The sequence below is a fragment of the Acinetobacter sp. WZC-1 genome, from assembly GCF_052544965.1.
On record NZ_CP199370.1, the window covers coordinates 3,005,944 to 3,019,265 of the forward strand.

General features: G+C 44.1%; 10 protein-coding genes and 3 pseudogenes. 2 read left to right on the forward strand and 11 right to left on the reverse strand.

From position 1 onward, the window contains the following. Positions 1-4 precede the first annotated feature (4 nt). Entirely contained in the window at positions 5-1,654 is a 1,650-nt protein-coding gene (gene urtB, locus ACT6PV_RS13945; RefSeq protein WP_445116877.1) for an urea ABC transporter permease subunit UrtB, read from the reverse strand. A 97-nt stretch (positions 1,655-1,751) separates the two neighbouring features. After that, positions 1,752-3,038 (reverse strand): urea ABC transporter substrate-binding protein, encoded by a 1,287-nt coding sequence (urtA, locus tag ACT6PV_RS13950; RefSeq protein ID WP_445117128.1) that lies wholly within the window; start codon positions 3,036-3,038, stop codon positions 1,752-1,754. A 550-nt stretch (positions 3,039-3,588) separates the two neighbouring features. Between urtA and ACT6PV_RS13955 the strand changes: the two are divergent. Further along, positions 3,589-3,866, forward strand: a pseudogene (locus ACT6PV_RS13955) (hypothetical protein); the annotation flags it as partial. Between the two features lie 176 nt (positions 3,867-4,042). On the opposite strand, the gene ACT6PV_RS13960 reads toward ACT6PV_RS13955, so the two are convergent. From ACT6PV_RS13960 to ACT6PV_RS13990, 7 genes and pseudogenes are all read right to left on the reverse strand, one after another. Then, positions 4,043-4,573: an IS630 family transposase gene (locus ACT6PV_RS13960; protein ID WP_445116990.1), complete on the reverse strand. Its 531-nt coding sequence runs from the start codon at positions 4,571-4,573 to the stop codon at positions 4,043-4,045. Beyond that, positions 4,570-4,947: a helix-turn-helix domain-containing protein gene (locus ACT6PV_RS13965; protein ID WP_445116417.1), complete on the reverse strand. Its 378-nt coding sequence runs from the start codon at positions 4,945-4,947 to the stop codon at positions 4,570-4,572. Before ACT6PV_RS13965 ends, ACT6PV_RS13960 begins: the two co-directional genes overlap by 4 nt. A 54-nt stretch (positions 4,948-5,001) precedes the next feature. Continuing rightward, positions 5,002-6,045 (reverse strand): annotated as a pseudogene (locus ACT6PV_RS13970) (esterase/lipase family protein); the annotation flags it as partial. Positions 6,046-6,052: 7 nt separating this feature from the next. Then, positions 6,053-7,212, reverse strand: a protein-coding gene (locus ACT6PV_RS13975) for an IS3 family transposase (protein WP_445116763.1) whose coding sequence is annotated in 2 segments (ribosomal slippage) — positions 6,053-6,966 and positions 6,966-7,212 — 1,161 coding nt in all. Because the reading frame shifts where the segments join, the coding sequence is not laid out codon by codon here. 68 nt (positions 7,213-7,280) lie between these two features. Further along, a complete protein-coding gene (locus ACT6PV_RS13980) occupies positions 7,281-7,907 on the reverse strand; it encodes a hypothetical protein (protein ID WP_445116878.1) in 627 nt (208 codons plus the stop codon). A gap of 1 nt (position 7,908) precedes the next feature. Next, positions 7,909-8,967, reverse strand: a complete 1,059-nt coding sequence (locus ACT6PV_RS13985) for a T6SS immunity protein Tli4 family protein (RefSeq protein WP_445116879.1) — start codon at positions 8,965-8,967, stop codon at positions 7,909-7,911. Positions 8,968-8,975: 8 nt separating this feature from the next. Then, positions 8,976-9,402: pseudogene (locus tag ACT6PV_RS13990) on the reverse strand (DUF2345 domain-containing protein); the annotation flags it as partial. Between the two features lie 432 nt (positions 9,403-9,834). Between ACT6PV_RS13990 and ACT6PV_RS13995 the strand changes: the two are divergent. Next, a complete protein-coding gene (locus ACT6PV_RS13995; protein WP_445117129.1) occupies positions 9,835-10,749 on the forward strand; it encodes an arylamine N-acetyltransferase family protein in 915 nt (304 codons plus the stop codon). Between the two features lie 78 nt (positions 10,750-10,827). Here ACT6PV_RS13995 and parE read toward each other — a convergent pair whose 3' ends face one another. Together parE and ACT6PV_RS14005 are read right to left on the reverse strand one after the other, a co-directional pair. Continuing rightward, entirely contained in the window at positions 10,828-12,708 is a 1,881-nt protein-coding gene (parE, locus tag ACT6PV_RS14000) for a DNA topoisomerase IV subunit B (protein ID WP_445116880.1), read from the reverse strand. 1 nt (position 12,709) lies between these two features. Continuing rightward, the gene (locus ACT6PV_RS14005; protein WP_445116881.1) at positions 12,710-13,303 is read right to left on the reverse strand and encodes a YqiA/YcfP family alpha/beta fold hydrolase; all 594 of its coding nucleotides are present in this window, start codon (positions 13,301-13,303) and stop codon (positions 12,710-12,712) included. Between the last annotated feature and the right edge of the window lie 19 nt (positions 13,304-13,322).

Consider the following 13,322-nt stretch of genomic DNA (forward strand, 5'->3'; position numbering starts at 1 on the left):
CGGTTTACTCCACAAAACGGCCTTTAATGGCAAACAGACCTTGTGGACGTTTTTGAATAAACAGAATCACAAGAACCAGGAGAATAATTTTTGCAAGAACAGCACCCACCCCAATTTCAAGAATGGTACCACTAACACCCAGCCCCAGTGCTGCCAGTACAGCTCCCCAGACCTGTCCCACACCGCCGACCACCACCACCAGAAATGCATCAATAATATAATTCTGACCCAGATCCGGTCCCACATTTCCCACCTGCGCCAGCGCACAGCCTGCCAGACCGGCAAGACCTGAACCCAGCCCAAATGCCATCATATCAATACGGGCAGAGCGAATTCCCACAGCACGCGCCATCTGGCGGTTCTGGGTGACCGCACGTACAAATAAACCGAAGCGGGTTTTATTCAGCAGATACACCAGCAATAAAAGTACTGCCACGGTAAAAGCAATAATGGCAATACGGTTATAGGGCAACATCAGACTCGGCGTCACTGAAATACCGCCCGAAAGCCACGCAATATTGGAAACCTCAACATTCTGTGCCCCAAAAATCATCCGCACCAGCTGCATCAGAATCAGGCTGACCCCAAAGGTGGCCAGCAGGGTTTCCAGCTGACGGCCATAGAGTGGTCGAATCACCGTTCTTTCTATCAGCATGCCAATCAGGGCACTGACCATAAATGCCGCAGGAATTGCAACAATCAGATACCAGTCCACATAACTGCTCAGATAAGTCTTGAATAGGCCCTGAATCACATAGGTGGTATAGGCCCCGATCATGATCAGTTCACCATGCGCCATGTTGATGACGCCCAGCAGCCCATAGGTGATGGCTAGTCCCAGTGCTGCAAGCAATAGAATACTGGCAGTACTGAACCCGGAAAATACATAGCCGGCCCATTCACTGGCCTGAATCCGGGTTTTAATGCTGCTCTGAGCGTCGATCAGGGCTGTTTTTAATTCCGGATTCAGATTCGGTTGCTGCAACGTCTGCTCAATGTCGGCCAGTACATCCGGACGACTGGAATCCTTCAGCACTTTTGCCGCCTGAATCCGGGTCAGTACATCTGAAGCATTAAAATCCATCCGTGCTTTTAGCTGTGCCAATCGTGCTTTCACTTTATTATTATTTTCATGAAGATACAGCTGATTGACCATGCCTGTATCCAGTTCGGCCAGGTTGTTTTCCAGAATATCAATTGCCGCCAGCCGTTGTGATGCATCTTCTGATTGCAGCTTCGCACGGGCCTGGCCAAAACTGAGGGCTTTTCGCAGGGTATTGACCAGTGTCACCTGAGATAAATCGGCAGGCCAGTCGCTGACCACTTGCTGGTCAGGATAACTGAATAGTTTGTCTTCGCCTTTCAGAATATAGGTATGCCCGGCACTGTCGGTATATAACTCATTATTTTCGATATAGGCCACCAGCTGATCCAGCTGTTCAATGTCCGCGGGCCACTGATTCAGCATGCTGCGACGCTCTGCAAACGGTGCCCTGACAAAACGCTGAATGGCATCTTCATGTGCAGTGGCTGCCACAGCAGCCGATGTGGAATGTCCATCGGTCACGGTCGCTGCCGTTTCCGCCCACACCGGGGTGCAGAACAGCTGAATCATCATGCAAAGCAAAACCGCACAATACGTTTTTATGGGCATAAACATACTCCCTGACGTTGCCTGAAAAAATCCCGCTCAGGGATTGAGGCCATAAAAAAGCCCACAGCAGCAATCATGCCGTGGACATGGACTGAATCTATTTAGGAATGTAAGGGCTCCACGGCTCCGCCTTAATGGTTCCCGGTGTTTTGTACACCACATCAAACTGGCCATCTGCACGGATTTCCCCAATCATGACCGGCTTATGTAAGTGGTGATTACTCTCATCCATTTTCAGGGTATAACCTGACGGCGCAGCAAAGGTCTGACCCGCCATTGCATCACGCACCTTATCGACATCCGTAGTACCGGCTTTTTCAACTGCCTGTTTCCACATATTAATGCCGACATAAGTGGCTTCCATCGGATCATTGGTCACCAGTTTATCTGCATTTGGCAGTTTATATTCCACAGCATACTGCTTCATTTTATTAATGAATTCAGCATTTTTAGGATTCCTGACAGACATGAAGTAGTTCCATGCAGCCAGATGTCCGACCAACGGTCTTGTATCAATCCCCCGCAGTTCTTCTTCACCGACTGAGAATGCCATAACCGGAATGTCTGAAGCTTTAATGCCCTGATTGCCCAGTTCACGATAGAACGGAACATTGGAATCCCCATTGATGGTGGAAATCACTGCGGTTTTCTTCCCGGCAGAAAACTTCTTGATATTGCCGACAATGGTCTGATAGTTGCTGTGACCAAATGGCGTATATTCTTCCATAATGTCTGCATCTGCCACGCCTCTGGATTTCAGGAAGGCCCGCAGAATTTTATTGGTGGTCCGTGGATAGACATAATCGGTCCCCAGCAGAACAAAGCGTTGCGCTTTACCGCCTTCTTCGCTCATCAGATATTCAACCGCAGGAATCGCCTGCTGATTAGGCGCAGCGCCGGTATAGAAAATATTTTTTGATTGTTCCTGACCTTCATATTGCACCGGATAAAACAGTAAGCCGTTCAGCTCTTCCACCACCGGCAGCACCGATTTACGTGACACTGAAGTCCAGCAACCAAAAATGACCGCGACCTTATCCTGGGTAATCAACTGACGGGCTTTTTCAGCAAATAAAGGCCAGTCTGAAGCCGGGTCCACCACAACCGGCTCCAGCTGTTTGCCCATGACACCACCATTGGCATTAATTTCCTTAATCGCCATTAATGCCGTATCTTTCAGTGACGTTTCCGAAATAGCCATGGTGCCTGAAAGTGAATGCAGAATACCCACCTTAATGGTGTCACCACCTGCAGCCGACGCTTTGCCTGCTGTCGCGGCGCTGTTGTCTGTCTTTTCTGTAGGTCTGGAACAACCCGCTAATGCAATGCTCCCCATCATTGCTGCGGCAAGAAGCGTTTTTGAAAGCATGCTGTGCTGAAACATCATAAATTTCTCCAGATTTTTTGGTGCATTTTTAAATATGCGTTCATCTTTATTACTGATTCACTTTTCTATGTGGATTCATTTATTCAATTTTTATGCCAGCATCAGATTTCTGTATTTCCACTGTACTCAGCGCCAGTATAATTTAATTATAATGAACAGTTTAATGCATGACTCAGCACCGCTGTACCGGCCTGACAAACCAAAAACCTGTAATAGGTTCATTTAACGGCATTGCCGAATTCGTGCACCATTCCGGACAACCCGGCTTGATCACGAACAATAAAGGTGCGCTTAAAATTAACAAAAACGCACAAATTTTGTGCAAATGATTCCATGTCTGACAGTTCATACTTTTTTTATTTTTACTGCGACTGTTTTCTCTGACCCATTGCTGACGACCCTGACAAAAAAATCTGCTCAGATGGATATAAAAAACCATTTGAATTCATGACCACGACAGGTCATCATAAAATCATGAACTCAGCGACCATCTTTCTGACGTATGGAAAGGGTATGACGACATATTTCAGGCAGGACGACTATCAGCATGGCAGTGATCACTCCCCTCCCTCCTTCCGACATCTCTGCAGCCTGGCTGAAAAAACTGGGAATCCAGCAGGAAATCGTGCCGGACCTGGAAAACCTGAAAAAGCTTTTAGCCCTGCATCTACAGAATATTCCGTTTGGAAACCTGGCTATCAGGCTTATAACACACTGGGCCGTGTTTATTATCAGCAATCCGGAATTCAGGCTGCTCCTGTGCGGACCCACCTGGTCACCATTGTCCAGCTGGAGGAAGGCTTATTCTTATTTGATCCCGGCTTTTTATTTCATAATCTGTGAAAATTTAAACTCCTGTGACATGAGGAAAATGTACCAGAATGTCAGCAGAAGTTTTTTAATTTTCACACACATCCAGGTTTATCTAAACTTCGGCTGAATATTATTTTCTTTAATGATTTTCACAATCGAGTAAAGTATAGCCACATGCAAATTAAGAGCTACATTTCTTTAAATCCGATATCCAGAGCCTCACAGATGGAAATATTCTGCTGACTCACAATATTTCTGACTTTCCTTTTCAGTACAGACCATGCCTGTTCAATCGGATTTAAATCAGGGCTATATGCCGGAAGATAGGCGATCCGTACATTATACGTTTCAGCAAGCTGTTCTATTTCCCGGCCTTTATGAATGGATGCATTGTCCAGGATCAAAAGATACCCTGACCCGGGTAAATTCCGAAATAAATAATCAAGCCACCCTGTAAATAAATGTCTGTCACATGAACCCTGAAAAACCAGGGGTGACAAAAAGCTGTAGGGTGCATTCGATCTCACGGCACTGATCATGCTCATTCTTTTTCCATGACCGCCTGACTTTAAATCCTGACAGCGTTTTCCTTTAATGGACCATCCATATTCTGCTGTGTCAGTTGTATTGATTCCTGATTCATCGATATACAGAATATTTTCCCTGCCATATTCCTGTTCCCACTGAGGAAGAATCCACTGAAATACAGTTCTGCTTATTTGACAGGCCTGCCTGTAGAGGAAACTCTTTTTTTATGCGTCCATCCCAGCTTATGAAGTGTTGCCAGTATGACATCATAGGAAACTGCATATCCGAACTGGTTTTTAAAAAGTGGAACCAGGTCTTTTGCCTGTGAGAACTTTGTATTTTCAACAAATACTTTGAAAGCAGGCAGATCCTTAATGGTTGAAGGTCTGCCGACATTGACAAGTTTAGGCTGAGCCAGCTGTCCTGTCTGCTGTTCAAGCAGAATCCAGTCATCCAGTGTTGTCCGGGCGATATTGAAAGTTGTGCAGGTATTCGATTTATGACCACTCTTTCGGTAGAATTCCATGACTTTCCGGCGTAAATCTTCTGAATATATCTTTGGCATATGGATAAGCAATTTAAAGGACTTTACCCATTGTAGCTCAAAAAATGCATTTTGCTATACCGAGCGTTTGACATGAGTATCGTTATAACTGCCCTGATGATCAAAACCTGTCATTTTAAAAACCTGTTTTACACCACGCTGACCCAATGGCGCACAACCAGACTGATAAGGTACCGTACCATCGCCATCTGAGTCTTTATCAGATATTTTAAACGTTCCAAATTTTCCGCTGGTTAAACGAATATATCTCAAACCGTTATTTTGTTTAGTATTGGCTTCCATATAATACATTGCATTTTGCCCCATTTTCATCGCATCCCTGGCTACACCCTGATTATAGGCTTCTACCTCTTGCGCACTTACCCTTGATAATCTTTTCATTTGCTCAGCGGTTAAACCTCGCAATGCCTGGTCTAAGGTCCATGTCAGTGTCCCAAAACTTGAATGTTTGGGATCATGCCCATAGTTGACGTAGGTACATGGATGGTATTGATTCGTGATTTTGTTGTGGAATTCTTTCACTTTATCAATTTTATCTTTATATATATCTTTGACATTTCTTTCTGGGTTATCCCGTTTGACCATATTAGCAGGATCAATCAGCTCCTCCTTAACCATCTCCCACCAGACTTTGTCGGCCTTATAAATCTCTTCATAAGGATCACTTTTAGGCAAAGAAACCACATTGGTGTGTAAATCCTTACCATTCATCAAGCCTGAACCATTTAAAAATAACCAGGGTTTACCGTTATTATAGGCCTTACCTGGTAATAGCTCTAAGCCACCAGGGGCATTAGCCAGCACTGCTGTGACATGCTCAGTATTTTTACCCAGTACATAGGCGGGTAAGGCACCAACGTCTTCTGAGCCTGTAACAATTCTTCGATAAGCTGCTGCTGCACCTTCAGCAGGCATTACCCCATGCACCACCCCCGCAATATCAGCACCACGTAATTGTACCAGTCGACGTGTCAGTAATCCGCCCATCGAATGGGTGACCACAATAAATTTATGAAATCTTGTACCATACTCCTGTTTAATTTTATCCAGTTTTCCAGCAACAATTGCCGCACCATTTTCACTGGATTGTAACCAGTTATTGATCCTAGACAGTGTTGTGGACAGCCGATCCCTCTAAATTCTTAAAATATTTTTGTTCAAAGGCTTCAGGACTTAACCAGCCATTTGCTGAATGCCTTCTGATTCGATTGTAGTAAATCTCAATATATTCAAACAAGACAGAATTGGTCTCTTTTCGGGTAGTAAGCACACTACCGTGAACTACATGAGCTTTTAGTGTATGAAAGAAGCTTTCCGTCACCGCATTATCCCAACAGTTTCCTCGTCTAGACATGCTTTGAATGCAGTTATTCGTCAATAATAGCGATCTAAAGTCACGACTACAATACTGACTACCTTGATCAGAATGCACCATAACACCCGTTGGATACCCCTGACGAGCCATTGCATAATTAAATGCATCACACACCAATTGACGGTCTATTCGATGGCTGGTTTGCCAACCCACAATACGACGACTAAATAAATCCAGCATCACACATAAGTACAACCAACCTTCTTTGGTGTGGATATACGTTATGTCGGTTGTCCAAACTCTATTTGGCCGAGTGACTGTAAACTGGCGATCTAATAAATTCGGTGCCGTCGGCAAACGATGATTCGAATCAGTCGTATGCTTATATTTACGTGCAATCTTACTGCGTAAACCGAGCTTTTTTAACATCCTTCCAACTGTACGTTCACTCATGCAGTAACCTGAATCATGCATGTCGTGTACCAATGAAGGTGCTCCTAAGCGAGCATGGTGCTGCCAATATGCAACTGTTAAATCAGTATACTTCTGATTGACGTAAATCTGTTTCTTTCGCCAAGCATAGTAGCCTGAAGCACTAACACCCAGGCATTTACAGGCAGACGAAATCGTAATTTCAGTCATAGCCAGACCCTGGATTACCGTGTACTTTTCCTGGCATGATCTGTTAGGAAGTACACATGCGCCTTTTTTAAAATATCATTGGCTTCCCTGAGTTGTTTGACTTCTTTTTCTAAATCGAGAATACGCTGTTGTTCTGGCGAGAGTTGACGTTTGCTTGAACCCGCGGGATTAGCCTCACGAATCCATTTATCTAATGTTGAATAACCCACACCTAATTTCTGGGCGATTGCAGCTACAGACTCGTGTGAGTTTGAAAGTGCATAATCAATTGCTTGCTGTTTAAATTCCGGACTAAAGCGTTTAGCCATTTTTACATCTCCAAAGTTAACGTTACGTTATCTTTAGAGGGACTATGTGTCCATTATTTTGTCTAGGATCAATAGCCCATCGCATACACAGGAAAGTGGAATGCTTTTAGATGTTCAATATCATTTTTTGTTACGGAGACAAATGGGTTTTGTGCATTCCATTGTCCCAATTCATTGGAATCCAATAAACTAAGCCATGCCCGAACAGCTTCTGTGGGCTTTGCTCTTTGTTTTATCGTTCCACCTCCCATAACGCCACCATAAGTTGCGGAAGGATTTTCCTCAAAACCGATATTATTTAAAGTAAGTTGTAAATAAGTTAAAATACCACCATAACTGTCCCAGTGTACCGTTCCCCAATAGCGCTCTCTAAGTACTTTTTCTGTCAATTTAAGTCGCTGATCAACTTTGATATCTCCATCAGGGTCAACTCTTGTATTTAATGGATCCAGTTCCGTTTGTAATGTTGCAGGGTCTTTTTGCATTTGTGAGTAGAGCGTACCCACTATTCTTCCGCCATTTCCCAGCTTCCAGACAGGTTTTCTGAGAGATGTATTAAAAATATTTGACCCCATAATTCCTGGGACAAAGATAATGGGAATGGTGTCGAGTAATGGAATCTCAACATAAGTTCCTGTTTTATTGCTGCTTGGACTGGTTGCTGAGCTTGCTTGAGCAATTACCTTGTTCACCATCTTATTGCTCCTTCTTATTATTTGGTGAGATTTGAAGACTATTCAAAATAAAATCATGCAATTGAAATACAGCTTTTTGGCTGATCGTTGACTGTAATGCTTCATCACTATGGACCAGCTCAGCACTTTCCAGGCTGTAATGAATAAAGGGATCATTATCATTCTCTAATGAACCTAAATACTGCCATGCCGCCGACTCAAAACCGCGCTCAAAAAAACCTCTACGGTGTGCATGACCGAATATCTCTTCACCTGCCAAACCATTGATGACTTTTTCCTGTTCCCTTAGGTTTTTTGTGCTCATCATTGTCTTAAAAATCAAAGGAGCATTGGCTTCATTCTCTTTCACCATTTCAATCAAAGGTCGATCTGATTCCAACCGAACCCGATGATTTATATCCACTCTAACTCGCGGATAGCCAGGAAATCTAAAGTGTAAATATCCTCCTGTAAATGGGATATTTTTGCTCATATCGTCTATGATAAAAAACTCTTTCCAGCAAAGACCAGCCTGTTCCTCACCCTTAGCTGATCTTATTTTTATACTTTTTAAATTATGTTGCATCCGCTGAATAGAACGTTCAAGATATTCATTACTTGCACCACTTTTTAAAATCAAAAATTTATTAGGTCTAAGATATAAATACCCATAGACTTCATATGAAGATGTAACATATTTCCCATCTCTAAAAACAATAATATGACTTACAGAACGGCCAATTGGGTCTATAGGACCCTGTATTTCTTGCTTTAATAAAACCCCTTCAGTCTCATGAGGTTCATGCTTTAAGTATTGAATTTTATCATCAATCAATTTTTTAAAAGCATCGTAATTTTTTATATCTTCCAAAACTTCAATACGACTGCCGTTGTAGTTAAAGTTGCTATATTCAACCTGTGTTTCTTTTGGGACTGTTACTTCAATACGACCAAAACATACTTTCTTCGGATTGCTATAATCAATCATTTGAATTCCTTCTTTCTGTTTCTCAACATTTGAACAAGCACTAAAAGAAACTGCTGTAACTATGCACAGCGTTAAGTACTTAAATAGTTTCATTCGCAATCTCATTCTTCTGTAAATACTTCAATATTCAGCGCGGCCATTACGTCTTTTGTACAAACATCCGTTTTACCATCTTCACCAGAAACCCCTTCAAAAACCTGCCCATCTTCCGCCGTGATTTTGTACTTAAGGTTTCTTGCAGGTTCTCCATCTGGCCAGTGCAAAATAAAATGTTCGTCATAGTTGAATTTCAACTCAGGCATTGCTGGAAGCTGACTGGAAAGTGATGCGCCACCACTGATTTTTACCTGGCCTGCTTTAAGTTCCATTAGACCCGGACAGGCAATTTCAATATTTCCACCTTCGATTTTGATATATCCGCCGCCAGATGTAATGAGAATACCTTTTTCCACTTTTTACTCTTACAAAGTCATTGAGTGAATACACATGCATTTGTTGCTTTGAAGATAAAGTCATTTTTCCTTGTTTGCATTATAGAAACAGGATTGCTGTTTGATCCAGCATCATTTTAATTTTAATGGTAATAATTCTTTACAGACATTTTATTACAGATCATTATATTCAAAATAGTGTATTTATTTTAATCAGTATTTTATCTGTTTTTCTTTTTTTAGACTGGCTTTATACGCTGTTTTTTCGGACAGGTGGTCTGGAATATAAATCAAAAAATGAGTAAAAGAAATTGTATATTTCAGGTACTGCATCATAACAATATAGTCAAACCACCTAATTATTCATACATATGATTTGATTGAAAATATTAATTAAGAGAAATGATATTCATGTGTATGAGTTTTTTGACAGGTTGACTATAAAGAACCATTTGAATTCATGACCACGACAGGTCATCATAAAATCATGAACTCAACTACCATCTTTTTTCTGATGCATGGAAAGGACATGGTGACACAATTTAAGGCAGGACTATCAGCAGTGATCACTCCCCTCCCTCCTTCCGACATCTCTTCAGCCTGGCTGAAAAAACTGGGAATCCAGCAGGAAATCGTGCCGGACCTGGAAAACCTGAAAAAGCTTTTAGCCCTGCATCTACAGAATATTCCGTTTGGAAACCTGGCTTCATTTCTGAATGATCAGGTTTCACTTGCCGTGCCGGATATTGTGCACAAACTGCTGGTACAAGGACGGGAAGGCTACTGCCTGGAGCACAATACGCTGACTCAACTTGTTTTAAATGAGCTTGGCTATCAGGCTTATAACACATTGGGCCGTGTTTATTATCAGCAAACCGGAATTCAGGCTGCTCCTGTGCGGACCCACCTGGTCACCATTATCCAGCTGGAGGAAGGCTTATTCTTATTTGATCCCGGCTTTGGCGGTATGACCCCCAATCAGGTATTGTCACTGCAACAGACCGGACAGTCCCAGTCCGCACCGCTGGAACCTTATCGTTTCATTGCGGCGGAAGATAGCGGGATACAGAACAGTGCACTCACTGAAATGAAACTGATGCTGCAGACTTATGTCCGCGATGAATGGGTCAATATCTATGCCATCAATCCTGAACAGAGCGCATCGGCATCTGATGCGTCCTTAGCCAACTGGTATATTTCAACATCACCTGAATCCTTATTTACCCGGCAGCTGATGCTGGCCCGCGTCACCTCAGAAGCAAGAATTGCCCTGAAAAATAATACGCTGCAGATTCATGGCAAGCATGGCTCAAGTAAGCAGATCATAGAAACACAGCAGGATCTCGAGCAGATGCTTGAGTCACTGTTCAGGATTCATCTGTCTCAGACCGACTCAGAAAAAGTGTTTAAAAAAATCAGACAGATCAGTGAACATGATACTTGAGCCAGAACTGAAAGAAAAAATCACATTTTTGCTTTCAGTCTGACAGATTTCAGTGATTCGGATACAGAAGTATCCGGCTTAGACCACCAGGTCAGCCAGATTACCTTTTTGTTCCAGCCAGTGTTTCCGGTCAGCAGAGCGCTTTTTCGCCAGTAATTTATCCAGTAAACCTGCGGTAAACTGCATGTCATCCAGATCCAGCTGCACCAGGCGGCGGGTATTCGGATCCATCGTGGTTTCCCGCAGTTGGCCAGCATTCATTTCGCCCAATCCTTTAAAGCGGGTAATCTGTGGATTTTTACTCTTGGCTTTCTTTAAGATAGCTTCTAACTCTCCATCATCCAGCGCATAATACACGTCCTTGCCGTCATCAATACGGAATAACGGCGGCATGGCAACAAATAAATGCCCTTCTTCAACCAAACTATGAAAATGCTTCACAAATAAAGCGCACAATAAAGTCGCAATGTGCAGCCCATCCGAATCTGCATCAGCCAGAATACAGACCTTGCCATAACGCAGTTCAGACAGGTCGTCACTGCCTGGATCCACACCAATGGCAATGGCAATATCATGCACTTCCTGAGAGGCCAGCACCTCATCGGATGAGACTTCCCAGGTGTTCATAATTTTTCCGCGAATGGGCATAATGGCCTGAAAATTCTTATCACGTGCCTGTTTGGCAGAACCACCTGCAGAATCTCCTTCCACAATGAACAGTTCCGATTCTTCACGGGTCTGCCCCACACAGTCCGCAAGCTTACCCGGCAGCGCAGGTCCCGACACAATTTTTTTCCGCTCCACTTTTTTGGCCGCCTTTAAACGGCGTCCCGCCCTGGCAATCGCCAGCTCCGCCAGCTGCATGGCCACCTCAGAGTTCTGATTCAGCCACAATGCAAAGGCATCCTTGGCAATATTCAGCACAATGCCGGACGCTTCCCGACTGGACAGCCGCTCCTTGGTCTGTCCGGAAAACTGTGGCTCCTGAAATTTCAGGGACAAAATATAATTGACCCCATCCCAGACATCTTCGGCAGAAAGTTTCAGATTACGCGGCAGTAAATTACGTAACTCGCAGAACTCACGCATGGCTTCGGTTACACCGGAACGCAGGCCATTGACATGGGTTCCGCCCTGGGCGGTTGGAATCAGATTGACATAACTTTCCTGGATCTGCTCACCGCCATCCGCATTCCAGCAGATTGCAAACTCGGCACTGGCACGCTCTGCTTCACCGGTGGCCACAAAAGCAGGATCGGGAATAATCTCACGCTGCTCCAGTTCATCCATCAAATAGTCAACCAGACCATTTTCAAACTGCCACTCGACCTGCTCATGGTTTATTTCATCAATATAGATAATCTGTAAACCGGCCGCCAGCACTGCCTTGGCTTTCAGGTTATGTTTCAGTACCTTGAGCGCAAATTTTGGAGAATCAAAATATTTTTCTTCCGGCCAGAAACGTACTGTTGTGCCTGTGGCACGTTTTGCCACCTTAGCCTCAAGCACTTCAAGCGGCGCAACCGGCTCACCCCGTTCAAACGCCATACGGTAAATATTGCCCTGACGCTGTACCTGTACTTCCACCCGGGTGGAAAGTGCATTGACCACTGAAATTCCCACTCCATGCAAGCCGCCTGAAAACTGATAATTATCGGTGCTGAATTTACCACCGGCATGTAATTTGGTCAGAATGATTTCAATGCCGCTTTGCCCATATTCCGGGTGAATATCCACCGGCATGCCCCGGCCATTGTCTTCAACCGATAAGGACCCATCCTGATATACCGTGACGACAATCCTGCTGGCATGCCCGGCCAGTGCTTCATCGACCGCGTTGTCAATCACTTCCTGAGCCAGATGATTTGGACGTGTGGTATCGGTATACATGCCTGGGCGACGGCGTACCGGATCCAGGCCAGATAAAACTTCAAGTGATTGGGCCGTATATTGAGACACGTTATGGGTTTTCCTTTGATGAATAGGATAAGAATTCCAGCAGCATGGGGATCTTCTCTGCAAAATCCAGCATTGCATGACTGCCATGCATGTCCGTCATGATCAGCGATGTATGTGCCGGGCGACCATAATAATGCTGTGCATCACGATAATCCAGAACTTCATCGCCCTGCTGTAACAGAACCAGTATTTTTTGTGCATTGCTCACCCAGGGCACCGCCATCTGCTTCAGATCTTCCAGTTGTGCATGGTCCAGGGTCCACTCATCCGTCACTTTATAGGGCATATGTGCAGCACCGAACAGGTCACAGAACAGTTGCCATGGTTGCACGACAGGGTTAATCAGCACAGCCGGTACATTATGCTGTGCGACCAGTTGTGTCGCATAAAAGCCCCCCAGACTGCTGCCCAGTAATGCCACATTATCCAGGTGCAGCATTAAGTCGGACACTTTAGCCATCACATCCTTCGGTGGCAGGTTCAGATCAGGCAAATGCACCCGGTGCGACGTATGCTGCTGGCAATAATCGCTTAACTGTTGCCCTTTAATGGATAAAGCGCTACTTTTAAAACCATGTAAATAGATAATATTCATATTGGATCGATTGCTTTTT

Excerpts from the sequence above, each read along its gene's own strand:
- urtB (WP_445116877.1), bottom strand. The coding sequence starts at position 1,654 with ATGCCCATAAAAACGTATTGTGCGGTTTTGCTTTGCATGATGATTCAG.
- urtA (WP_445117128.1), bottom strand. The coding sequence starts at position 3,038 with ATGTTTCAGCACAGCATGCTTTCAAAAACGCTTCTTGCCGCAGCAATG.
- ACT6PV_RS13965 (WP_445116417.1), bottom strand. The coding sequence starts at position 4,947 with ATGCCAAAGATATATTCAGAAGATTTACGCCGGAAAGTCATGGAATTC.
- ACT6PV_RS13980 (WP_445116878.1), bottom strand. The coding sequence starts at position 7,907 with ATGGTGAACAAGGTAATTGCTCAAGCAAGCTCAGCAACCAGTCCAAGC.
- ACT6PV_RS13985 (WP_445116879.1), bottom strand. The coding sequence starts at position 8,967 with ATGAAACTATTTAAGTACTTAACGCTGTGCATAGTTACAGCAGTTTCT.
- ACT6PV_RS13995 (WP_445117129.1), top strand. The coding sequence starts at position 9,835 with ATGGTGACACAATTTAAGGCAGGACTATCAGCAGTGATCACTCCCCTC.
- ACT6PV_RS14005 (WP_445116881.1), bottom strand. The coding sequence starts at position 13,303 with ATGAATATTATCTATTTACATGGTTTTAAAAGTAGCGCTTTATCCATT.